The 21,534-nt window shown below is 51.5% G+C and carries 25 protein-coding genes, 3 tRNA genes and 1 riboswitch; of the genes, 22 read left to right on the top strand and 6 right to left on the bottom strand.

What is annotated here, in order from left to right; genetic code table 11:
* The first annotated feature begins 33 nt into the window (after positions 1-33).
* From NR121_RS10320 to NR121_RS10300, 5 genes are all read left to right on the top strand, one after another.
* Positions 34-123: transfer RNA gene (locus tag NR121_RS10320), tRNA-Ser, on the top strand.
* 256 nt (positions 124-379) lie between these two features.
* The gene (locus NR121_RS10315; protein ID WP_054819850.1) at positions 380-727 is read left to right on the top strand and encodes a hypothetical protein; all 348 of its coding nucleotides are present in this window, start codon (positions 380-382) and stop codon (positions 725-727) included.
* An 18-nt stretch (positions 728-745) separates the two neighbouring features.
* On the top strand, positions 746-928 hold the full coding sequence (locus NR121_RS10310) for a hypothetical protein (RefSeq protein ID WP_054819851.1): 183 nt from the start codon (positions 746-748) through the stop codon (positions 926-928).
* A gap of 25 nt (positions 929-953) precedes the next feature.
* On the top strand, positions 954-1,097 hold the full coding sequence (locus tag NR121_RS10305) for a small acid-soluble spore protein P (RefSeq protein WP_054819852.1): 144 nt from the start codon (positions 954-956) through the stop codon (positions 1,095-1,097).
* A 465-nt stretch (positions 1,098-1,562) separates the two neighbouring features.
* Entirely contained in the window at positions 1,563-2,300 is a 738-nt protein-coding gene (locus tag NR121_RS10300; RefSeq protein ID WP_256831162.1) for a stalk domain-containing protein, read from the top strand.
* Between the two features lie 139 nt (positions 2,301-2,439).
* On the opposite strand, the gene NR121_RS10295 is transcribed toward NR121_RS10300, so the two are convergent.
* Positions 2,440-2,628 (bottom strand): hypothetical protein, encoded by a 189-nt coding sequence (locus tag NR121_RS10295; protein WP_054819855.1) that lies wholly within the window; start codon positions 2,626-2,628, stop codon positions 2,440-2,442.
* 71 nt (positions 2,629-2,699) lie between these two features.
* Positions 2,700-5,069 (bottom strand): RNA polymerase recycling motor HelD, encoded by a 2,370-nt coding sequence (gene helD, locus NR121_RS10290; RefSeq protein ID WP_256831161.1) that lies wholly within the window; start codon positions 5,067-5,069, stop codon positions 2,700-2,702.
* A gap of 128 nt (positions 5,070-5,197) precedes the next feature.
* Between helD and map the strand changes: the two genes are divergently transcribed.
* On the top strand, positions 5,198-5,950 hold the full coding sequence (gene map / locus NR121_RS10285; RefSeq protein WP_062410183.1) for a type I methionyl aminopeptidase: 753 nt from the start codon (positions 5,198-5,200) through the stop codon (positions 5,948-5,950).
* Between the two features lie 57 nt (positions 5,951-6,007).
* On the opposite strand, the gene NR121_RS10280 is transcribed toward map, so the two are convergent.
* Both NR121_RS10280 and NR121_RS10275 read right to left on the bottom strand, forming a co-directional pair.
* Positions 6,008-6,166: a hypothetical protein gene (locus NR121_RS10280; protein WP_160327400.1), complete on the bottom strand. Its 159-nt coding sequence runs from the start codon at positions 6,164-6,166 to the stop codon at positions 6,008-6,010.
* 104 nt (positions 6,167-6,270) lie between these two features.
* Positions 6,271-6,346 (bottom strand) — tRNA-Arg (locus NR121_RS10275).
* A 121-nt stretch (positions 6,347-6,467) separates the two neighbouring features.
* On the opposite strand from NR121_RS10275, the gene NR121_RS10270 reads away from it, so the two are divergent.
* The 4 genes from NR121_RS10270 to NR121_RS10255 are packed head-to-tail and all read left to right on the top strand — an operon-like array spanning position 6,468 to position 9,328.
* Entirely contained in the window at positions 6,468-7,019 is a 552-nt protein-coding gene (locus NR121_RS10270) for an RNA polymerase sigma factor (protein ID WP_375162522.1), read from the top strand.
* The gene (locus NR121_RS10265; RefSeq protein WP_054819856.1) at positions 7,016-7,534 is read left to right on the top strand and encodes an anti-sigma factor family protein; all 519 of its coding nucleotides are present in this window, start codon (positions 7,016-7,018) and stop codon (positions 7,532-7,534) included. The genes NR121_RS10270 and NR121_RS10265 overlap by 4 nt, the downstream gene beginning before the upstream one ends.
* Positions 7,521-8,687, top strand: coding sequence for a hypothetical protein (locus NR121_RS10260; protein ID WP_062410181.1), 1,167 nt, complete (start codon positions 7,521-7,523; stop codon positions 8,685-8,687). The genes NR121_RS10265 and NR121_RS10260 overlap by 14 nt, the downstream gene beginning before the upstream one ends.
* Positions 8,684-9,328 carry a LiaF transmembrane domain-containing protein gene (locus tag NR121_RS10255; RefSeq protein WP_054819857.1) on the top strand — a complete coding sequence of 215 codons (645 nt, stop codon included), beginning with the start codon at positions 8,684-8,686 and terminating at the stop codon, positions 9,326-9,328. Before NR121_RS10260 ends, NR121_RS10255 begins: the two co-directional genes overlap by 4 nt.
* Before the next feature lie 180 nt (positions 9,329-9,508).
* Here the strand turns inward: NR121_RS10255 and NR121_RS10250 are convergent.
* Positions 9,509-9,582, bottom strand: a tRNA-Pro gene (locus NR121_RS10250).
* Positions 9,583-9,745: 163 nt separating this feature from the next.
* A complete protein-coding gene (gene tadA / locus NR121_RS10245; protein WP_256380571.1) occupies positions 9,746-10,213 on the bottom strand; it encodes a tRNA adenosine(34) deaminase TadA in 468 nt (155 codons plus the stop codon).
* Positions 10,214-10,609: 396 nt separating this feature from the next.
* Here tadA and NR121_RS10240 point away from each other — a divergent pair, with 396 nt between their 5' ends.
* From NR121_RS10240 to NR121_RS10185, 12 genes are all read left to right on the top strand, one after another.
* The gene (locus NR121_RS10240; RefSeq protein WP_054819858.1) at positions 10,610-11,314 is read left to right on the top strand and encodes a flagellar brake protein; all 705 of its coding nucleotides are present in this window, start codon (positions 10,610-10,612) and stop codon (positions 11,312-11,314) included.
* 80 nt (positions 11,315-11,394) lie between these two features.
* Entirely contained in the window at positions 11,395-12,111 is a 717-nt protein-coding gene (locus tag NR121_RS10235; RefSeq protein ID WP_256831158.1) for a peptidoglycan recognition protein family protein, read from the top strand.
* 159 nt (positions 12,112-12,270) lie between these two features.
* Positions 12,271-13,371, top strand: a complete 1,101-nt coding sequence (gene ychF, locus NR121_RS10230) for a redox-regulated ATPase YchF (protein WP_062410179.1) — start codon at positions 12,271-12,273, stop codon at positions 13,369-13,371.
* A 49-nt stretch (positions 13,372-13,420) separates the two neighbouring features.
* A complete protein-coding gene (prfA, locus tag NR121_RS10225) occupies positions 13,421-14,500 on the top strand; it encodes a peptide chain release factor 1 (RefSeq protein ID WP_062410178.1) in 1,080 nt (359 codons plus the stop codon).
* 10 nt (positions 14,501-14,510) lie between these two features.
* Positions 14,511-15,395 (top strand): peptide chain release factor N(5)-glutamine methyltransferase, encoded by an 885-nt coding sequence (gene prmC, locus NR121_RS10220; RefSeq protein WP_306274439.1) that lies wholly within the window; start codon positions 14,511-14,513, stop codon positions 15,393-15,395.
* Between the two features lie 84 nt (positions 15,396-15,479).
* Positions 15,480-16,265: a stage II sporulation protein R gene (gene spoIIR, locus NR121_RS10215; protein WP_062410176.1), complete on the top strand. Its 786-nt coding sequence runs from the start codon at positions 15,480-15,482 to the stop codon at positions 16,263-16,265.
* Between the two features lie 53 nt (positions 16,266-16,318).
* Positions 16,319-17,392, top strand: a complete 1,074-nt coding sequence (locus tag NR121_RS10210) for an L-threonylcarbamoyladenylate synthase (protein ID WP_256831156.1) — start codon at positions 16,319-16,321, stop codon at positions 17,390-17,392.
* Positions 17,393-17,496: 104 nt separating this feature from the next.
* Positions 17,497-18,060 (top strand): manganese efflux pump MntP, encoded by a 564-nt coding sequence (locus NR121_RS10205; protein WP_054817710.1) that lies wholly within the window; start codon positions 17,497-17,499, stop codon positions 18,058-18,060.
* 88 nt (positions 18,061-18,148) lie between these two features.
* Positions 18,149-18,733 (top strand): low molecular weight protein arginine phosphatase, encoded by a 585-nt coding sequence (locus tag NR121_RS10200; protein WP_062411093.1) that lies wholly within the window; start codon positions 18,149-18,151, stop codon positions 18,731-18,733.
* A gap of 86 nt (positions 18,734-18,819) precedes the next feature.
* A riboswitch (ZMP/ZTP riboswitch) is annotated at positions 18,820-18,900 on the top strand.
* Positions 18,901-18,997: 97 nt separating this feature from the next.
* Entirely contained in the window at positions 18,998-19,456 is a 459-nt protein-coding gene (rpiB, locus tag NR121_RS10195) for a ribose 5-phosphate isomerase B (RefSeq protein WP_054817709.1), read from the top strand.
* A 17-nt stretch (positions 19,457-19,473) separates the two neighbouring features.
* Positions 19,474-20,055 carry a TIGR01440 family protein gene (locus tag NR121_RS10190; protein WP_054817708.1) on the top strand — a complete coding sequence of 194 codons (582 nt, stop codon included), beginning with the start codon at positions 19,474-19,476 and terminating at the stop codon, positions 20,053-20,055.
* A 59-nt stretch (positions 20,056-20,114) separates the two neighbouring features.
* Positions 20,115-21,362, top strand: coding sequence for a serine hydroxymethyltransferase (locus tag NR121_RS10185; protein ID WP_062410172.1), 1,248 nt, complete (start codon positions 20,115-20,117; stop codon positions 21,360-21,362).
* The last annotated feature ends 172 nt before the right edge of the window (positions 21,363-21,534 follow it).

The following is a 21,534-nucleotide window of genomic DNA, read 5'->3' as shown; positions in this document are numbered from 1 at the left end:
TTAGTTTTTGTGATACAATGCTTGTTGTCACCCGGAGAGGTGGTCGAGTGGTTTAAGGCAGCGGTCTTGAAAACCGCCGTGGTCGTGAGGCCACCGTGGGTTCGAATCCCACCCTCTCCGCCATTTATAATAATAAATGGTCCATAAAACAAAAAAACAGCGACCTGATAAGGGTCGTTTTTTTTGACAGATAAGAAAGCAGCGGGTGGAACCCCACACCCCTTCCTTCCTTATCCAACATGGGTTTGCACGATAAAGGACCTCGCCGGAGGCGAGGTTTTTCTTATTGTGTAACGGAACCTATGGCTTTTTTTACTTAGGTGCGCTTGGTATAAGGAGGATGGCATCTCCGCATGTTAGTAATGTGGAGGTGTTACTCATGAGCAAAAAGGATAGCCTGCAAGTGGACCAACAGCAACTGGCCGAGGCATGGGCGAGAACGCTGCCTACCGTGCTGAATACCTCGGACAGAGCAGAAGTCCAGGCTGATGAGGCGGAAGCGAATGTGCTGCGCGTTCATATTGCTACGGCGGGTCGGAATAACTACGGCTTTGATTTCAAATGTACTTATGTCGATTCCAGAGAAGTGAAGGTCGACCTTGTTGATGTGGAACGAGACGGGGACAATGTCGATGAGCGAACGGACGTCATTCAGACGTTAGTTGATGATTATGTAAGGCATATCCATGAGTGTGCACAACAGCTTCATTCTTTTACGCACAGCTAAACGGAGGCAACGGCCAACATGACAAAAAATAAAAGCAGCGTAGATAAAAATCTGCAAAATGTCGTTAAAGATTTGGACAAAACGGTGGTTACCGGCCATCAGGCACAGCAGGTGCAGCAGCAAACCAACGATCACCGGCATCAGGATGCGTTAAATCATGATGAAACACCTCATACATCGATGCTGATGGATAAAGAGTAACCCAGCGAAGGGAGACGGGAATCACATGCCTAAAAATATTCCTCAACCGGTAAACCCGCCGAGCGGCCGTCAAAACCAAGACGAGCACCGCCACCCGAATGAACCGTTATCCGGCTCGAAGAAAGTGAAAAATCAAAATCACAGCCGCCATAATAACGGCGAGGGTTAACAATAATCAACAGCCTCTTACCTTGAACTAAGACCCGGTTTGTGGACAGTTTATATCAAATAGCCATCGATTTAGCTAGCCAGTAATGACCTCTGAATTCGTCGGGGGTCATCTTTTTTAATGTCCACTGTTTCATGTGATCGAAGAACAATTCCATGGAGACGTCGCCCCAGTAATCTCCTCTGTGTGAATATCGAAGTTTAATAGTTGAGTAAGCTGATTTTACTAATTCGTTGCAATAATTAAGTTATAGATGATCTTGGAAAGCGGCCGGGTATTTTAAAATATAGTCTAATAGATGGAATGCAAACCTCCGATAAATTATTTACAGGAGCAATTTTAGTACAATTATCAAAACGGAGTACGAACGTTAGCGAATGGGGGAGGAATCAAAACGATGTAAATTTTTCGTTGAAATTTACTACTGAACTACATAATCAAATAATACCGTGGAGGTATCGGTATATGTTAAAGGACAAATTAAAGGGTTTTACCGCGGGAATCATTGTAAGTGCGCTATTTGCGGGAACAGCTGCATATGCAGCAAGCGGGAGCACCATGCTTGAAGTTTTTTACGAGGTGAAAGATATTAAAATTAATAATGTTTCTAAAATGCCTGCCGAGGATAAGCCGTTTATTTATAATGGATCCACCTATGTCCCGCTTCGATTTGTTGCCGAAAATCTCGGACAAAAAGTAGGGTGGGATGGTGAAACCGGGACGGTGTTCATTGGAGAAACAAACGAACCGAATGAAGAATTTCTTGGAGAACGAGTCCAACCAATGAATACGCAAAAAATTAGTAACTGGAATGGTATCTCGTTAATTAATCACGGCAAAAAGATTCAGGATAATTTATCGAATGAGTATGAGAACTACGTTGCTTTTTATGCCGATTGGACATTGGATACAGGGGAGTCCATGTATCAAGAATATCCGTTAAATGGCCAGTATACTTCTTTCAAAGCCAAAGCGGGTATATTGAAGGAGAATCAAGACTCGCCGAACATTGTCACTTTCGTTATAGAAGGTGACGGAAAAGAGCTTTATTCCCATGATTTTGGCCCTGGGGAATTCCCGCAGGACGTGTCCGTTAGCGTAAAAGGTGTGAATAAACTCACGTTAAAACTAACAAAGAAAGAACATCTACGGGACGTAGGTAATGGGTTTGGGTTATTTAACCCGACGCTTACCTTGAAATAAGCTGAAATATCAAGGAATCCCGATTAGCATGGGGCTGCCGGCACGATCAGCAGTCCCTGTTTTGCGTCGGAAAGCAAATCCGGTTTGTTTATCGGTCCAGATTAAAAATCAAGGGATCCCTTTGTTCACAATCGAAACCCTAATTATTATTCTCCAGCTCTACTTTGTTGAAGCAATCTTTCATCATTTCGTAAGCCATGGCTTCATCATCGGTATATCCGTATATGAAAGCACCGCCGGTTACCGCATCAATCACTTCATCAAATTGAGTACAGATGGAAATGGAAAACTCGTCATAAATGATGTAAAACAAGTGATCTGCGGACATGATTCTTTTCCACCTCGATTATGAAATTGATTCCTCATTTTACCATGATCCCATCGAAATGAGAACCGAGTTTAGGGGGTTCTCTTTGATTTTTCATGATGGTGAGACAGAAAGGGACTAGGCTGCCCCGTATGGAAAATCGTAAGCTTGTGCATAGCCCGGGTGCAGGCGGTATACAGCAGCTTTCGCTCAACTTCCCGATAGTAATGTTCGGCTGAGGCGTTATAAATAAGCACAGCGTCAAATTCGAGTCCTTTGGCCAAATAAACGGGAATGAGTACTACGCCGGCGTGAAACAATCGGGTCTCTTTAGTAATCCATTGAAGCTGAGGCAATTGGCTTGAGAGCTTATCGTACGCATCGCGGGTTTCCCGGGCTGTTTTGCATATGATGGCGATCGTGCCGATTCCAGACGTTTGGAGCCTCTTCACTTCCCCAAGCAAGACGTCCGTCAGCATGGCATGATCAGACACGGCTATCAGTTTGGGAGGCTCCCCGCTGCGGCTGAACGGCTCTACAGGCTCCCCGCAGGGCAAAATCGCCTTGGTGAATTCGGCGATTTCTTTGGTTGACCGGTAGCTTCGAACCAGTCGTATGAATTCCACTTGTTCAGGACCATATATATCGTAGATTACTTCGTAGCCGGCCATGCCATGATCGGCTTCTGCAGTATGATGCGCAGAAATGGCCTGATTGAAATCACCCAGCAGCGTCATTTTGGCCCAGGGGAACAAGCGGTTCAGGAATACCAGTTGAAAGGGCGAGTAGTCCTGTGCCTCATCGATAATGACATGACGGACCGTATTATACGATGGAAAACCCTCGATTAATCCGGTCAAGTACAGAAACGGAGTCGCATCTTCGTAAGTCAGCCGGCCGCGGTCCATTTGCTCAAGGGTCAGCCGACCGATTTCCTCCCATTCCGGAGGGAGCTCAAGTTCTTTGTCCCCGGCGGTTAGGGCAAACCGGGAGACATCGGATATCAGCTGTCTGTATAGTGCCGCAGCCGAAATAAATCGCAGCTGTTTGATCTTCTCCCGGAGCGGCTTAAATTTTTCGTGTACAACGTATTTACTGAGCAGCAGCGCTTCCTGCTTCGCGTCATCAAATGCTGTCTCCCGGTCGCCTTTTTGCTTCCGAAGCGCGTTGTAAGCTCGCTGATAGACTTCCTTATCCAGCAGCTCGATTTCCTCTTTCACCCACGGCTTCATTCTTTCCTCTTTGGCCAGCCGTTTAAGCTCTTTCAGAAGCCATTCCTTCACTAAGTGTATTTTGATGCTCAGCTTTATAGACCCGTCCAGGCTATAAAAATAGTTTGCCATTTGCTGCTTGCCGATCAGTACCCTTCCTCGAAAGACCAGGTCATTAAACCGCATGCCTTGGGACTCCAACCCCCGGGCATATTTCTCTATGATGTCGACAAAGGCTTTGGATGATTTAAAGCGGATGCTGCTCCTGCGTATTTCATCTCCAGGATCACCATAGGTATGAAGCATCGCTTCCATTTGCTCGTACGCATCTTCCACTTGAAATTGCGAGCCAAGGCGCAGCTGCAGATAGTCCTGATAGGTCGTTTGCTGCATATTGGCTTCGCCAAGCTCAGGAAGGACGCTTGAGATATAGCTGTTAAACAGGGCGTTAGGACTGAACAGCACCATATTATCGCTGTTAAGCGTTTGGCGATGCTTGTAGAGGAGATAGGCGACCCGTTGCAAAGCGACGGATGTTTTCCCGCTGCCTGCCGCTCCTTGAACGATCAGTACCCTGTGGCGGTCATCCCGGATGATCTGATTCTGCTCTTTCTGTATCGTGGCCACAATGGATTTCATATGGTCATCGGTACGCTGCCCGAGAATGTGCTGAAGCACTTCGTCGCCGATGGTTATTCCTGTATTGAACATCGCTTTGATTTCGCCGCCGCGAATCATGAATTGGCGTTTTAAATCCAAGGTGCCGGAAATCGTCCCCATAGGCGTCTCGTAATTGGCCGGGCCCGGCGAATAATCGTAAAACAAGCTCGAAACGGGCGCACGCCAATCGTAAACCCAGTATGTCTGTGTCTGCTCATCCAGAACTGAAGCGATTCCGATGTATATTTTCTCAGTACCGTAAGAGCCTTTTTCCGTAAAATCGATCCTGCCAAAATACGGTGAGTTGTACATTCTCAGCAATCGGTATCGCGTATTTTCGGCATGCTGCAGGCTTCGTTCTTGACCGGCGAGCATCATGGACTGCTGCGTAATGCTGGTGTAAGTTTCCATGATGTCGTCGGGATTCGCTAGATTGACCGTAATGTCGTCCCAGAAATCTTTGCGTGCTTCGGTTACCGTCGATTGTCGCTGTTCGGATAATTCCTCCGAGCGCTCGATCAGCTTTCGCACTTCATTCAGCACAAGCTTCAGCCTATGCTGCTCTTCCCACCAAGCGGCATCCTGTGTCAAGGAAGGTCAGCCTCCTTCTTCTATAATATGAAATCTTGTTCGGACATCTTACCACAGGGGAACTTTTACGAGCAATTGCGTACAATAGATCTAAGTGATATGATATTTGGAAATTCAGGAGGTTCGTTATGATTATCATCAAAACACCGGAAGAAATTCAACTGATGCGCAAAGCCGGTGAGATTCTCGCCAAGTGTCATCAGGAAATTGCCAAGATGATCAAGCCGGGGCTTACCACAATGGTTATCAATGATTTTGCTGAACGGTTTATTCAAGAGCAGGGGGCTGAACAAGTAGTCAAAGGGTTTAAAGGTTACCCGTTTGCTACTTGTACTTCTGTTAACGACGTGATCGCCCATGGATTTCCGAACGAAGAACCGCTGCAAAATGGAGATATCGTCAAAGTAGACATTGTATGCCGGTACAATGGGTGGTGTGCGGATTCCTGCCGTACATATCCTGTCGGAACGATCTCTCCAGAGGCGGAGCGTCTGATCCAAGTGACCAAGGAGTGCCTGTTGCTGGGCATCGAGAAGGCCGTAGCGGGAAACCGGATGGGCGATGTCATGCATGTCGTGCAGAAACATGCAGAAGGAGCCGGCTTCTCCGTGGTACGCGATCTGGTCGGGCACGGAATCGGGCGAAGCATGCACGAGGAGCCGACATTTCCTCATGTAGGCAAGCCGGGCCGCGGCGTTCGTCTTCAGGAAGGTATGGTTTTTACCATTGAGCCGATGATCAATGCGGGCAAGCACGAAATGTTTATCGAATTGGACGGCTGGACCGCCCGAACTTACGACGGCAGCCTGTCGGCTCAGTTTGAGCATACCGTTGCCATCACCAAAGACGGACCGCTGGTGATCACCGATGGCATATTTTGATCAGCGGTCTTCAAAAAGAAAAAGCACCGTCCGTACGACTACGGACGGTTGCCTTATTTAAGGTCGGTCGCCGTTCCTGGCAGAGGGACTCGGTATGGGCTCCCCGGCCTTCCCGGCGGACAAGCCTTCCTCGCCGGTGGCGTCTTCCTTCACGTCATTGATGTCTTCGTTGTTATAAATATATATTTCTTCGGTTGGATCAATATGTTTTTCCATAAAAAATCACCTCTTCGCTATTGTGGCGGCAGGGGTGATATTTTATGCGCGAAAATAATGAAAGACCTGTGAATCAGGCCTTGTGTGCTTTCAAAGGGTATGTATGGCGTCCCCGAGAGGACTCGAACCACTATCTGTCCTTTAGGAGAGGACTGCTCTATCCTGTTGAGCTACGGGGACATAAAACCATAGTTATTATATCATACGAAGGGCCGGGAAGAAAGTCCGTAAAAATATTTAAAAAAGATGCAGTGATGTCGTCGGCCATCGGCGTCTATTATCCAGAGAGGAGGGGGAGACGATTACGGAAGAAGCATGGATTGCACGAATCATAGATGGCGACCGGGAAGCGTTTCGTGAGCTGGTGGATCAGTACGGGAACCATTTGTTCAAGGCGGTATATTCTGTGCTCCGGTCGACAAAGGACGCCGAGGATGTGACTCAGGAAGCGCTGCTGAAGATATACGCGTCTCTCCCCCAATACCGGTTTCAAGGTTTGAAAACCTGGATGACACGTATAGCCGTCAACAAAGCGATTGATTTCAAACGGGCTAAAGACCGAAAGAAAGAAGAGCTGACGGATGAGTGGGAGGGACTGGGCGCGCGGCCCATGCTGAGGGAACGTCCGGTGGAGGATACGGTAATCAACCGGGAACGCAGCGATCAGATTCGCCATTATCTCGACCAGCTTCCCGAAAGTTACCGTGACGTCGTAGTTGCATTCTACATTGAAGAGAAGAGCTATCAACAAATCGCCGAAGAGCAGCAGATGGCGCTGAAAACAGTGGAATCAAAGCTGTACCGGGCCAAACAGTACATGCGAAAGGTATGGAAGGAGGAGGAATGGGAATGAATCATAGGAGAATGGAAACCTGGCTTCAATATGTGAAAGATGAGCTGACGAATGAAGAGAGGGCAATCTGTGAATCGCATCTGGACAGCTGCGATGCATGTTTTGAGCTGTATATGCAGTGTTTGGAACAGGCTGGCGATGTTCTGCCGCAGCTTGAGGACCAGGAAGCTTTCTCCGCTGCGGTGATGATGCGTCTGGAACAAGAAATGCCTTACACGAGGCCGGTAGAGATGGTGCCGGAGCAAACCAAACGTAAATTACGCATACCGTGGATTCAACATCCATTCTTTCATTATACGGTAGCTGCAGCCATTACGATGATTCTTATGAGCACCGGTGTCTTCCAGACCCTTACGCAGCACATTTCCCGGTTTGACACAGCCTCAGAGAAAAGAACAGCGGAAACACGGATTCTGCACGTTTCCGTTTCCGAGAAGCTCATGAACAAAACAATCGGCATGCTCGATTCCATTCAACCGAGATATGAAAGAGGGGATACCCATGAATCCAAATAAAAACCCGATGGTTGCTTTTATACTATCGTTCATTCCTGGACTCGGCCACTTGTACTTGGGCCGGCTGATTAAAGCGCTGCTGTATGGCGGCGGATTTTTCGGCTCGCTGCTGCTGTTGGTCGTGATGGTTGCGGTACGTATTCACCGTCTGTTCGGGTACAATGAAATTCCGTACTTTTTTATGCTGTTTGTGGCGTTTGTCATTTGGGCGGTCAATATGATTGATATGATTCGTACGCTGCTGGGCAGGCCGCAGCCGCCGCTGCCGGAAAGCTGGGGAGGGGGAGGATCAGACCCGCATGGCAGTACGCAGACAGGGAATACCTCCTCCGTGTGGGGACCGTCACCGGCATCAGCTTCGCAGGCAGACGACCGTTTTGTTACCATGCTGCTGTCGTTCGTTCCCGGACTCGGCCACTTTCAGCTTGGGTTGATGCAGCGGGGGTTGGCGTTCCTGCTGACGTTCTTCGGGCTTACGATCATGATTATCTTCGTAACGGCGCTGACGAATAGAGGGGAGTTTATGGTCTTTCTGGGCGTGCTGCCGATCATCTGGCTCTACTGCATGTTTGACTGTGTACAGCACCTAAACCGCAAACAGCGGGGAGAGGAACTGATCGACCGTTCCATATTCGAAGATTATCAGGAAATGAGGGAAGCCGGAAAAAAGAACAAAACGCTTGGCATGCTGCTTTCCATCTTCCCTGGAGCGGGACATATGTATCTCGGTCTGCAAAAGCGCGGTTTGCAGCTCATGGCGGCTTTCCTGTTCAGCATCTACATCATAGACGTGCTTCGGCTGTCGCTGTTTCTGTTTCTGATTCCGATTCTATGGTTTTTCAGCTTCTTCGATGCACTGCAGTATATTTCAAGGTACGGGCGAGAGGAGATCAGAGATGTGCCTGTCGTGGATTGGCTGATCAACCATCAGAGGTGGGTCGGCATCGGATTGCTCGCTTTGGGCTTGTATTATTTGGTCGATAACGTCATGATGAACGGATTGGAACGATGGGTCGACGAGCAATTGAGCAGAGAAATTATGTATTGGTACCACCAATACTTCCATACGTTCATTGTATGCGTACTGCTGATCGGCGGCGGGCTTCGGCTCTTGTTCGGCAGCAAGCGGGAAAAGGGGGAAAAGACCTCGTGAGAACGTGGCGTGTAGGAACCTTATCCATGGGCTTGTCGCTTATTTTCCTGGGTGTGACCTTGTTTTTATCTCAACTGCAGGGCTTGAACGCTTTCGATACGTTCTTTGCCTGGTGGCCGATCCTGTTCGTGCTGCTGGGGCTTGAAATCCTTGTCTATCTGATATGGATGCGGAAGGAAAACAGCATGGTTCGATATGATTTGATGAGTGTGTTTTTCGTGGGTCTGCTGTTTATCAGCTCTTTTGGACTAACCTTTTTGACCAGCATCGGCGTTCTCGGGGAGGTCAGGCGGATGGTGGGTACAGTTGAACGGACCGTAGACCTTCCGGAGATGCGGGAAGCGGTAGATGAGAGGGTGAAGCGGATTATTGTGCAGACAAACGGTCCACAGGTCAAAGTCGATCAAACCGCGGAGCGGGCTGTCCATTTGTTCGGCAGTTACAGGGAACGAACACAGGAGGACCAATTCCCGGAGGTTTCCGAAAAGAACGTGTATACCGTTCGTACCATCGGGGATACGATGTATGTTCAGGTTAAGCAGCCGCCGATTCGTCAAGGCTTTGACTCTTACTATCCTTACATGAATGTAACAGTGGTGCTGCCTCAGGATATACCGGCAGAACTGCGGGAACAGGGATAACCACCAGCCGGTGAAGATGTGACAACAGCAAAAAATCCCTGCAGGATCTTCCTGCAGGGTTATGAAGTCAAATATACCTGGAACAAGCTGATGCCGGTTGGGTTAACCTGCATCAGCCTGTTTTGCTTATCATCAAAAAAAGCCTTGAAAATCAAGGCTTTTTCTTCTTAAAAGAGAAAATCGAGACGACAGGATTTGAACCTGCGACCTCTTGGTCCCGAACCAAGCGCTCTACCAAGCTGAGCCACGTCTCGATGTTTTTGCAAAGCACTTAAAGGCTCTATTATTTTATCATGGGCAAGAAAAAAAGTAAAGAGAGTCGTATGCTCTGCCGGTACGCAGCGCTGAGAATGTTCTGCGTGAATCGTATTCGGCCGCGTCCGGCATAAGCGATTTCATATTCAAGCGGTTTTCCCACTACGCCTTTCCCCGTAATTTGCGGAAGAATTGGGTCAGCATGACCGCGCACTCTTCTTGAAGCACACCGCTGATAACGTCCACACGATGATTAAACCGATCCTCTTGAAGCAGGTTCATCAGTGTTCCGGCACATCCGGCTTTCGGATCGGGAGTGCCATAAATAACCTGAGGGATGCGGGATTGTACGATGGCACCGGCACACATAGGACATGGCTCGAGCGTAACATAAAGTCTGCAATCCAATAGACGCCAGGCATCCAAATGCCGGCTGGCCTGTTTGATCGCGATCAATTCGGCATGGGCGAGCGGATCCCGTGTCGTTTCGCGGACATTGTGGCCGCGGCCGATAATTTCATTACCGCGTACGATGACTGCGCCGATGGGGACCTCTAAAATCGACTCCGCTTTGCGGGCTTCATCGATGGCGGCTCTCATATAAGGCAGATGTTCCTCCCATAAAGACAATACGTACACCTCATTTAGCTTTGTGACCACAAGTTCGAACAAACATTCGTTGTTAACACACTGTGGATAACATTGTGGATAAGTCATTTGGTTTGTCTATTCCATTGTAGAAAAATCGTGCCTTCAGAGCAAGTTCATTTCCCGGCAATCCAGTTATTCACAGGATATCGAATATGTGAATAATCGATATTGAGCGAGCAGTGAGAAGAGATAAAGATGAAAAATCAGTTGAACGGCTTTCAAGCAAGCGATATAATGAAGTAACATATGAAATGGGTAAATTTACCTAATATTCGAGTTGGAATATAGTTATAAGGTCTTAGTTTTCGGCGTGGTAGTCACGATCCGCTAAAAAATAAGCGGGTTTCATTTGGTGTGAAAGGTGGTTTGCTTTCAATGAGTTCGCCTTCGCAAGGCAAATCGTTCGAGGTAGAAAGGATCAAGAATAGAAGCCAAAACGGTATTTTGCTGCAAAGCCGGATTATGGTAGAGAAAAAGGATTTTGTCTCCACGGGTATCCTTACTTATGCGGAAGGAGATATTATCGAGATCGAAATCTCGGAATATAAGGCATTCGAACTCGGGGATAAGGTCAAGCTGACGGTTTATTCTCCGGGTGGTGTATATGTGTTTGAGTCTACGGTTGTCGCCAAGGATCATGGTGCGCTCATGGTCATCAATCCTCCCAGTAATCAGAGCCGTTTCGCGGAAAAACGCGAGCATCCCCGGGTGAAGGTAAATCAAAGCGGAGTGATCGTTTCCATCAAGGAAACGAAGGGGATCGAGCGGCTGCTGCAAAATAAAGTTGAACTCACGGTTCATAATTTAAGTATCAGCGGATTAGGCTTTACGGTGCTGGAAAACATCGGTCTGGACACGAATTCGACGGTTAACGTGGCTCTCGATTTAGGCTTTACCTTGCAATGTGCTGCGGAAATCATAAGATCGGAAACGACCCCTGAAGGCTATTATTACGGGGCGAGATACGTGGATCTGACGCCGGACAAAGCGAATTCCCTGCGGGCATTTATATTAAAAATGCAAGTAGAATCACACTATACGCTGAAAAAAGAAGAGATGCAGAATCGTAATTTCAAATAACTCGGGCAAGTGCCGCGGATCAAGCGCGCCTTTTAGCATAAGCTGATTCAAGCAATCATGCTTAAAGGTGGTGAGCAAACGTGCCGTTTCAAATGAAGTATGAGATTATTCCGCGCTATTTGCCTGGCCCAAGCAAGCGGCGGCCGATGCTGCCGCTTGCTCGGTGCCGTTTTATGGTTGCGCATGACACGGGCAATCCGGGGTCGACGGCCGCAGCTAACGTCTCGTATTTTCAACGAACGAGCAACGATATGTCATCCTCGGCTCATATTTTTGTTGATGATAACGAAATCCTGGAGTGCATTCCCTTTTTGACCGGGCCTGCGGAGAAAGCATATCATGTCGTTTATAATGTTACAACGGACAATGCCAGATATGGAGCCGATGCGAACGATGCGGCGGGGGCGGTGGAGCTGTGCCACGGAGGGCGTATCCGTCTGACGGAATCGTATAAGCGTTATGTATGGGTGATGGCTTATGCCTGCTACCGTTACGGTCTAAATCCATCTACCGATATTGCAGGCCATTATATGCTGGATCCGGCGCGCCGCAGCGACCCGCAGCAGCCGCTTCGGCAGCTCGGCAAAACGTTTTCCGATTTCGTGAGGGATGTAGAAGAAGAGTACCGGGCAAGCGTCATACCGGAGCCGCAGATACTCATCTCTGCGGAGGATGCAAACAAGATGATCCGCTTTTTGTCGGCATCCTACTTTGCTGTAAATGATGCATCGGCTCAAGCGGAGTTTCATCGTCTGGCCAATGAGCTGCGCAGGATTTCGGGGCAGCCGGCACAATAAAGGAAGGATCCAAACCGGTCTGGCGGGAAGCGGGCCGGTTTTTTGTTTTCAGGCGGAGCAGGATTTTCCTCAACCGGTCAGATGACATGGGGGCTGTATTTGTAGTATAATCTTATGTTAGGAATTTACTAGTTGAACTTTTAAGGAGTTGTCCTTGACATGGCATTGAAAGCAGGGATCGTCGGACTGCCGAACGTCGGCAAGTCAACGTTGTTTAATGCAATTACGCAAGCCGGGGCGGAGTCGGCGAACTACCCTTTTTGTACCATAGATCCTAACGTTGGTGTAGTAGAGGTTCCGGATGAGCGTTTGCTCCGGCTGGCCGAGATCGTGAACCCGAACCGTATTGTGCCGACAGCATTTGAATTCGTCGATATTGCGGGCCTTGTGAAAGGCGCAAGCAAAGGCGAAGGGCTTGGCAATAAGTTTCTGGCTCATATCCGCGAGGTGGATGCGATCGTACACGTGGTTCGCTGCTTCCAGGACGAGAATATTACCCATGTATCAGGAGTTGTGGATCCGATCAGCGATATCGAGACCATTAATCTCGAGCTGATTCTAGCGGATGTGGACTCGGTAGATAAACGAATTGAGCGGTCGCGTAAAAATATGAAGAGCGGGGACAAAAAATACGCGCAGGAGGTCGAATGCCTCGAACGGGTGAAAGAAGCGCTGTATAACGATAAGCCGGCCCGCAGTGTGGAGCTTAGCGACGAGGAAAAGCTGCTGATTCGCGACTTGCACTTGCTTACGATGAAGCCGGTGCTGTATGCGGCAAATGTCAGCGAGGCGGAGGTGGCCAACGCGGAAGATAACCCTTACGTCCAAAAGGTACGTGAGTATGCTGCTAAGGAAGGCGCAGAAGTGGTGCCGATCAGCGCAAAGGTGGAATCGGAAATCGCCGAGCTCGAAGGCGAGGACAAGCAGATGTTTCTCGAGGAGCTGGGGCTTCAGGATTCCGGCTTGAACCGGTTGATTCAAGCGGCGTACCGCTTGCTTGGGCTGTATACGTATTTTACGGCGGGAGTGCAGGAGGTCCGCGCTTGGACGATCCGCAAGGGTACGAAGGCGCCTCAAGCGGCCGGAGTCATCCACACCGATTTTGAGCGCGGCTTTATTCGGGCGGAGGTCGTTGGGTACGACGATCTGATCGCATCGGGTTCAATGAACGGAGCCAAGGAAAAAGGGCTGCTGCGCCTCGAGGGCAAGGAATATGTCGTCAAAGACGGAGACGTCATGCATTTCCGTTTCAATGTATAAGGAATTTTGGCTTGATGCATATACTCAAAAAAAGAAAGGGTGAAATCAGATGCTGGATCGGTTGCAAGCATTGGCTGACCGATATGAGAAATTAAGCGAACTGCTCTGTGACCCGAACGTGACGAGTGATTCCAAAAAGCTGCGGGAATATTCCAAGGAGCAATCCGATCTTCAGGAGGCCTACGACGCGTATATGGAATACAAGAGCGTGTCGGAGCAGTACGAAGCGGCGCGGGTCATGCAGAATGAAAAGCTGGATGACGAAATGAAGGAATTGGTGAAGCTGGAGCTCGAAGAACTGTCGGAGCGTAAAGCCAAGCTGGAAGAGCGCATCAAGGTGCTGATGATGCCGAAGGATCCGAATGACGATAAGAACGTGATTGTGGAAATCCGCGGTGCCGCTGGCGGGGACGAAGCGGCATTGTTTGCCGCCGACCTGTACCGGATGTATACGAAGTATGCCGATTCACAGGGCTGGCGGACGGAAGTGCTGGATGTGAATATGAATGATCTCGGCGGATTTAAAGAGATTATTTTTTTGGTGAGCGGCAAAGGGGCTTACAGCAAGCTGAAGTTTGAGAGCGGCGCACATCGCGTACAGCGTATCCCGGCGACCGAATCGGGGGGACGTATTCATACGTCCACTTCGACGGTATCCGTGATGCCGGAGATGGAAGAATTCGATATCGAAATCCTGGATTCGGATATCCGTGTCGATACGTTCTGTTCCAGTGGAGCGGGCGGGCAATCGGTCAATACGACAAAGTCGGCGGTACGCGTAACACACATCCCGACCGGAATCGTAGCCACCTGCCAGGACGGCAAATCGCAAAACTCGAACAAAGAGAAGGCGCTGCAGGTGCTGCGGGCCCGGATCTACGATAAAATGCAGCAGGAAGAGATGGAGAAGTATGGCGCCGAGCGCAAGAGCAAGATCGGGACGGGAGACCGTTCGGAGCGGATCCGTACCTATAACTTCCCGCAAAGCCGGGTGACGGACCACCGGATCGGCCTGACGCTGCATCGCCTTGACGCCGTGCTCAATGGCGAGATGGATGAAATCATCTCCGCGCTGACCATTGCTTCGCAAACCGAGCAGATCGAAAAAGGAGAATACGCCGGTGCGTGAAGATCGGCCGATGACGATACGTGAAGCCTATGCAGAGGCTTCTTCTTTTTTGCGGCGCAGCGGTGTGCGGGAGCCGGAGGCGAATGCCGGACGGCTGCTCGAGTATCTGCTGGGCGAGAGCCGCAGCGGACTGTTCCTCCGCTGGCCCGAGCCCTTCCCGCCGGAGCGGGAGGCGGACTGGAAGCGGCTGCTTGCCCGCAAGGCGAGTGGTGAACCGGTGCAGTATATCATAGGAGAGCAGGAGTTCTACGGGCTTTCCTATACGGTAACGCCGGCGGTGCTCATCCCGCGGCCGGAGACGGAGCTGCTGGTTGAGCAGGCCGTGCTAATCGGACGGCAATTGTGGAAAGATGGCGAGAGCCCGGCAGTGGCGGACATCGGCACCGGCAGCGGGGCCATCGCGGTGAGCCTTGCCGTACAGTGCCCGCGGTGGCGGGTGATGGCCTCGGACATCTCGCCGGACGCGTTGGAGGTGGCCAAAGCCAATGCGGTGCGCCACGGGGTAGCCGAGCGAATCGCCTTCTTCGAAGGAGACCTGCTGGCTCCGTGGATCGAGCGCGGCGAGCGGCTCGATCTGGTCATATCGAATCCGCCGTACATTCCGGAGGCGGATGAGGAGGGGCTTCAGCCGGAGGTGAGGCTGTTCGAGCCGCGGACGGCACTGTATGGCGGCGCGGACGGGCTGGTGCCGTACCGCCGGTTGACGGCGCAGCTTGCCGAGCTGCCTGCAATGCCGGCTTTGGTCGGCTTTGAGGTCGGGATGGGGCAAGCTCAAGAGGTCAGGCAGCTGCTGGAACGCTCGGCGGATTGGGACGAGATTCGAACCATTCCCGATTTGGCCGGCATTGACCGGCACGTGATCGCTTTACGGAGAAGGCAGCATTCGTTGTTTTGATCCGCCTGCGTTTAAACTCTCTTAATCCGGACATACTAGCAACTAGAAGAGCTAGAGTTCGAGATTGGAGAGGGGCTGTCCGGAATGGTCAAACGGTTTGCGTGGAAACGGTATGCGTATTTGGCTTTTGCTTTTATGGTGCTGCTTGCTTGCTGGGAATCCCAGCGATCGAATGCCGTCTTGTTTGCATCGCCCGCCGGGAGCGGGGAAGTGCAAAGCGCCGTCATACCGCAGGAATCGATTCGTCTGCGCATCCTGGCTCATTCCGATGCGGCCCTTGATCAATGGCTCAAGCGCGAGGTGCGCGACGCCATTGTGGAACAAATGAACGGTTGGGTTACGGCTCCGCAAGGCATCCAAGAAGCCCGCGAAGTGGTCCGGGAGCATTTGCCGGAGTTGAACGAGCTGGTGGGTGAGACGCTGCGGAAGAACGGTTTTGACTATAGCTATAATGTAGAACTGGGCGTCGTTCCGTTTCCGACGAAAATGTACGGGAATCAAGTGTATCCTGCCGGTGATTATGAGGCGCTGCGTGTTTCCATCGGGGCGGCGGAAGGACAAAATTGGTGGTGCGTGCTGTTTCCGCCGCTCTGTTTTGTAGATTCGGAGATGGTGGTCAAAAGGAACACAGCGTATGCTGCTGAGCCGAAGGAATCCGAGCCGGCCGGGGAGGCAAGTAAAGAGGATAAAGAAACCGGGGCGGCCAAGGAAGACCGGGACAACGTACCGAAAGACAAAACACAGGCTAAGGAAATAAAGACATCCAAGGAAAACACCGATTCCGAAAAGAATGCTGCTGCGGCCGCCCAGCCGGAGGTTCGGTTTTTCCTTTGGGATATGCTCAAAAAAATCGGTTCCTGGTTCGTTTGAGCGCTTTAGCCATATGAAGCCATTGGATGCAGGGAAAGGAAGAGGTAATCCCGATGACGATAGAGACGATGGTATGGGAGGTAGACGGGCAGCATCCCGATCCGGCGAAGCTGCAGGAGGCGGCGCAGCTTCTCCGGCAAGGACGGACAGTGGCGTTTCCGACGGAGACGGTGTATGGTCTTGGGGCCGATGCCTGCAGTTCAGAAGCGGTGGCCGGCATCTTCTCGGCCAAAGGCCGGCCGTCGGATAACCCTCTGATTGTGCATATTGCAGACAGGTCTCAACTGGAGGAGCTGGCGGCTCCGCCGGATGAGGCCGTTTCGCGTTTGCTGGATGCGTTTTGGCCGGGGCCGCTGACCGTTGTGTTGCCCGTTCGTCCCGGGGTATTATCCCCGCTTGTGACCGCAGGGTTGTCCACGGTCGGGCTGCGCATGCCGGACCACCCTGTTGCGCTGCAACTGATTGCCGCGGCGGGATGCCCGGTCGCGGCGCCCAGCGCGAACCGATCGGGACGCCCGAGCCCGACGCAGGCAGCGCACGTGCTGGAAGATTTGGAGGGACGCATTGGCGGCATCGTTGACGGCGGGGAGACCGGCGTCGGCGTCGAGTCGACGGTTGTGGAGTACGCCGGAGGCGCGCTACACATCCTGCGTCCCGGGGGGATTACGCTTGAGCAGCTGCGCCAGGCGCTGCCGCCTCATATCCCAGTGCTCGAGGCAAGCCCCGAGCACCAGGAGCCGTCCGCTCCGCGCGCCCCGGGCATGAAATATGCCCATTATGCGCCCCGCGGCGCGCTGCTGCTTGTTCAAGGCCGCCAGGGCACGGCGCCCGAACAGATTCTCGCTCGCATGCAGCGCGAGCTCGATGAGGCCCGCGCGCGCGGCGAGCGCACTGGCGTCCTCACCTACGGCGAGTACGCCGGCGCTTTCCGCGCGGACTGCGTCGTCGCGTGCGGCCGTCTGGACGACCTCGAAACGGTCGCCCAAGGACTCTACGCCGCGCTCCGCGAATTCGATGAAGCCGGTGTCGGCTTCATCACAGCCCAAGCGTGCCCCGAAGAGGGGATCGGGGCCGCGATCATGAACCGCCTGCGCAAAGCCGCCGGCAGGCGAATCGTGACGCTCTAGCGAGCTTTCCCTGTCCATCCCTGCAGCAGCACATCCGCCTCAAGTCATCTTTCTGCCCTTGTCCGCATATGTTGATTTAGAATAGGACAGGGGGTAGGGTAGAAATGGACTTGGCGTCACCGCTGGTGTGGGCCCAAATCATATCCATCGGACTCATGGCGGTTGCCCTCGGTCTGGATGCGCTGTCACTGGGGCTGGGGATCGGAATGAAGGGTATCCGTAAGCTCGATATTTTAAAAATTAGCGTAACCACCGCCTTATTTCATATGATTATGCCGTTGGCCGGCATGCGGATGGGCGGATATATCAGCATGCTGCTCGGTAAAGTGGCTACGATGTGCGGCGGTATTCTTCTACTTCTGCTGGGATTGCATATGGTATATAGCTCTCTGCGGACAGAGGAGTCCAAGTCTTACGATTATCGTTCCTTTTTGGGCTTGACGCTGTTCTCTCTGAGTGTAAGCATCGATTCTTTCTCTGTGGGCGTTTCACTGGGGATGTTTGCAGGCGATGTCCTGCTTACGGTGCTGATGTTTGGCGTGGCGGGAGGCTTGATGTCGGTCATCGGTCTGCTGCTTGGACGGCGAGTCGGACAATGGATCGGAGAATATGGCGAAGCGCTCGGGGGAGTGATCCTGCTGGCTTTCGGCATCAAGTTTTTGCTTTAAAGGTGAAGTTCCATATTTGCTTGCTTTTGGGGTACAATATGATTATGAGAAACCAAAATATGAACTACGGAAAGGCGGGGAGAACGCGATGAACCGAATCTTGTTCGTTTGTACGGGCAATACTTGCCGCAGTCCGATGGCGGAAGGAATAATGCGTAAAATTCTTTCTGAAGAAGGACTAACGGACATTGAGGTGCGTTCGGCCGGCGTAGCGGCGTACGAGGGAACGCAGTTATCTGACCACGCGGCTTCCGTGTTGAAGAATAAAGGCTGTGTCGGACCGTCGGCTTCAACATTTCTGTCACAGATCCTGATCGATTGGGCGGATTTGGTGCTGACGATGACTTCCAGTCATAAGAGGCATACGATTCAACTGTATCCCGAGGCTGTGGACAAGGTGTATACACTGAAGGAATATGTGCAGGATGACCCGCAGTTAGCGGATAAAATATCGGAGATGGAAAGTCTGATCACCGAGCTGGAGCTGAAACAAGCGCTGTCCGGGCAAATTACTGAGGAAGAGAGAGAGCGTGTACTCACCCTGCAAAAAGAATTGCCGCTGCCGGACATCGCAGATCCGTTCGGAGGATCCTACAGGGAGTATGAAAAATGCGCCTGGGAGATCGAGGAGTGCTTGATCAAGCTGGCGGCGAAGCTGAAAAAAGACCGTTAACATCAGGAGCCGACGGAGGGTCCCGATACGGGAAGTTGGGCTTTACAGCAAACGCTTAATGGGATATGATAAACTTATCAATCATCAGTGCCCGGTGTAACTGGCGACGAGTGGAATAAACCACAGTGGAGCATCGGGACATACGGCCGGTCGCCTGGGCGAAAGAGCAACACGATGCGCGGAGAGCGCATGTGTCATGCTCTTTTTTCGTGTTTACCGCTTGTTTAGGTTATAATGAAATGACTAAGTGAGGAGGCAAACGTGATGAAAATAGCAATGGGTGCGGATCATGCAGGATATCGGTTAAAGGATGAATTAATTCCGTTTCTTGAGTCGATGGGGCATCAAGTGCTGAATTGCGGCTGTGACTGCTCCGATTCCGTGGATTACTCGGACTATGCGCTCGCCGTGTGCGAGAAAATCGTTGCCGGGGAAGTGGACAGGGGAATCCTGATTTGCGGAACGGGGATCGGGATGACGATTGCGGCCAATAAAGTGCCGGGCATCCGCTGTGCGCTGGTACACGATTTGTTCTCGGCCAAGGCGACCCGCGAGCATAACGATTCCAATGTGCTGGCGATGGGCGAGCGCGTCATCGGACCCGGTGTAGCTCAGGAAATCGTCAAAATTTGGCTGGAGACCGAATTTTCAAACGGGGAGCGGCACAAAAACCGCGTTGCCAAAGTGAAAGCGTTGGAAGACAAATATGCGCTGCATCCTTAATTCGAGGTAAAGCAGTCATGAACATAAACCTGGCTACGATACGTTCTCAAGTAGAAATCATCGTCCGTGAGCTGGTCAAGGCAGGCGGGGTAGAAGCGGGACAGCTTCTGGTCATAGGGACAAGCACCAGTGAGGTGCTCGGTAAACATATCGGCACAGCGGGAAGCGAAGAGGCGGCCCGGGAAATTTATGCCGGAGTAGAAGCGGTGCGGGAGAAGATCGGCTTTTTTCCCGTTTACCAGTGCTGTGAACATTTGAACCGGGCGCTCGTTGTGGAGAAGGAAGCGATGCTGCGGTATGGACTGGAACAAGTGAGCGTCATACCGGTGCCCAAAGCCGGGGGCTCAATGGCTTCCTATGCCTTCAGGCATCTGAAGGAGGCTGTTGTTGTGGAGACCGTTCAGGCGCATGCGGGACTGGATATCGGGGGAACGCTCATCGGTATGCATTTGAAGCGTGTAGCGGTGCCGCTGCGGCCGTCGATCCGGCAGATCGGCGGGGCGCACGTGCAGATGGCTTATACCCGGCCGAAGCTGATCGGGGGTGCTCGGGCAGTCTATACGATCGATACACAGGCGTCCGACAGAACTTGTGATTGAGATGGACTCGCCTATTCGTATTCAAATAGATCTCGTAATATTCAAGGAGGATAACTTACATGGAATTTCTTCGCAAACAAGACCCGAAAATCGTGGAAGCAATGAATCTTGAGCTCGGTCGTCAACGCGACAAAATCGAGCTGATCGCGTCCGAAAATTTCGTCAGCCAAGCGGTGCTTGAGGCGATGGGTACCGTATTGACCAACAAATATGCGGAAGGTTACCCGAATAAGCGTTACTATGGCGGCTGCGAATACGTCGACATCGTCGAGGATATCGCACGCGACCGCGCGAAAGAATTGTTTGGCGCTGAGCATGCGAACGTTCAGCCGCACTCCGGCGCCCAGGCGAACATGGCCGTTTACCTTGCTGCGGTACAACCGGGGGAGACGATCCTGGGCATGAACCTGGCGCACGGCGGTCATCTGACGCACGGCAGTCCGGTCAATGCATCCGGAATTTTGTATAACTTCGCAGCCTATGGCGTAAGTGAGAAAGATTCCCGCATCGATTATGACGAAGTCCGCAAAGCGGCGTTCAAGCACAAGCCGCGCTTGATTGTAGCCGGTGCCAGCGCATACCCGCGCATCATCGACTTCGAAGCCTTGGCGCAAATTGCAAATGACGTCGGCGCGCTGTTTATGGTGGACATGGCTCATATTGCCGGTCTTGTGGCTGCAGGCCTGCATCCAAATCCTGTGCCGCACGCTCATTTTGTAACAACGACAACGCATAAGACGCTTCGCGGGCCTCGCGGCGGTATGATCCTGTGCCGCAAACCATGGGCTGCCGCGATTGACAAAGCGGTGTTCCCAGGCTCGCAAGGCGGTCCGCTGATGCATATCATCGCGGCCAAAGCGGTGGCCTTGGGAGAGGCGCTGCAGCCGGAGTTCAAATCATACGCTCAGAATGTTGTAAACAATGCGAAAACATTGGCAGATGGTTTGATGGCGGAAGGAATCAACCTCGTTTCCGGGGGAACGGACAACCACCTGATGCTGATCGATCTTCGCAGCTTGAACCTGACGGGTAAAGAAGCGGAGCATCTGCTCGATGAAGTGGGCGTGACGGTAAACAAGAACGCCATTCCGTTCGATCCGACCAGCCCGTTCGTGACCAGCGGTATCCGGATCGGTACTCCTGCGGCCACAGCCCGAGGTATGAATCAGGAAGCTATGAAAACCATCGCCAAGATTATTTCGCTTACGCTTAAGAATCCGTCCGATCAGGCTGTGCATGAGAAGGTGCGCGGTATGGTGAAAGATTTGACGGCACAATTCCCGCTGTATCCCGGACTTCAGTATTAATGATCGCTAAAACCAACAAAGGCCGGCTCTTTATATGAGGAGCCGGCATATTTATGTTTCACGTGGATCATTGCAGAAGAAGAACGGGTGACATTGTGCTATAATAAATGGGGCAGTACATTCGGTTTATAAGACAAGGGATGAACGGCTGATAGCCAGTGAAGTGAAATAA

Source organism: Paenibacillus sp. Pae15 (assembly GCF_024519685.1).
Lineage (GTDB): Bacteria > Bacillota > Bacilli > Paenibacillales > NBRC-103111 > Paenibacillus_G > Paenibacillus_G naphthalenovorans.
The sequence above is the reverse complement of the archived record's forward strand: the minus strand, read 5'-3'. Positions and strand labels throughout refer to the sequence as shown.

Bases quoted from the DNA above. Each gene is read 5' to 3' on its own strand.
- NR121_RS10315 (WP_054819850.1), top strand. From the start codon at position 380: ATGAGCAAAAAGGATAGCCTGCAAGTGGACCAACAGCAACTGGCCGAG.
- NR121_RS10310 (WP_054819851.1), top strand. From the start codon at position 746: ATGACAAAAAATAAAAGCAGCGTAGATAAAAATCTGCAAAATGTCGTT.
- NR121_RS10305 (WP_054819852.1), top strand. From the start codon at position 954: ATGCCTAAAAATATTCCTCAACCGGTAAACCCGCCGAGCGGCCGTCAA.
- NR121_RS10300 (WP_256831162.1), top strand. From the start codon at position 1,563: ATGTTAAAGGACAAATTAAAGGGTTTTACCGCGGGAATCATTGTAAGT.
- NR121_RS10295 (WP_054819855.1), bottom strand. From the start codon at position 2,628: ATGTCCGCAGATCACTTGTTTTACATCATTTATGACGAGTTTTCCATT.
- map (WP_062410183.1), top strand. From the start codon at position 5,198: ATGATTATCATCAAAACACCGGAAGAAATTCAACTGATGCGCAAAGCC.
- NR121_RS10280 (WP_160327400.1), bottom strand. From the start codon at position 6,166: ATGGAAAAACATATTGATCCAACCGAAGAAATATATATTTATAACAAC.
- NR121_RS10265 (WP_054819856.1), top strand. From the start codon at position 7,016: ATGAATCATAGGAGAATGGAAACCTGGCTTCAATATGTGAAAGATGAG.
- NR121_RS10260 (WP_062410181.1), top strand. From the start codon at position 7,521: ATGAATCCAAATAAAAACCCGATGGTTGCTTTTATACTATCGTTCATT.
- NR121_RS10240 (WP_054819858.1), top strand. From the start codon at position 10,610: ATGAGTTCGCCTTCGCAAGGCAAATCGTTCGAGGTAGAAAGGATCAAG.
- ychF (WP_062410179.1), top strand. From the start codon at position 12,271: ATGGCATTGAAAGCAGGGATCGTCGGACTGCCGAACGTCGGCAAGTCA.
- prfA (WP_062410178.1), top strand. From the start codon at position 13,421: ATGCTGGATCGGTTGCAAGCATTGGCTGACCGATATGAGAAATTAAGC.
- prmC (WP_306274439.1), top strand. From the start codon at position 14,511: ATGACGATACGTGAAGCCTATGCAGAGGCTTCTTCTTTTTTGCGGCGC.
- spoIIR (WP_062410176.1), top strand. From the start codon at position 15,480: ATGGTCAAACGGTTTGCGTGGAAACGGTATGCGTATTTGGCTTTTGCT.
- NR121_RS10210 (WP_256831156.1), top strand. From the start codon at position 16,319: ATGACGATAGAGACGATGGTATGGGAGGTAGACGGGCAGCATCCCGAT.
- NR121_RS10205 (WP_054817710.1), top strand. From the start codon at position 17,497: ATGGACTTGGCGTCACCGCTGGTGTGGGCCCAAATCATATCCATCGGA.
- NR121_RS10200 (WP_062411093.1), top strand. From the start codon at position 18,149: ATGAACCGAATCTTGTTCGTTTGTACGGGCAATACTTGCCGCAGTCCG.
- rpiB (WP_054817709.1), top strand. From the start codon at position 18,998: ATGAAAATAGCAATGGGTGCGGATCATGCAGGATATCGGTTAAAGGAT.
- NR121_RS10190 (WP_054817708.1), top strand. From the start codon at position 19,474: ATGAACATAAACCTGGCTACGATACGTTCTCAAGTAGAAATCATCGTC.
- NR121_RS10185 (WP_062410172.1), top strand. From the start codon at position 20,115: ATGGAATTTCTTCGCAAACAAGACCCGAAAATCGTGGAAGCAATGAAT.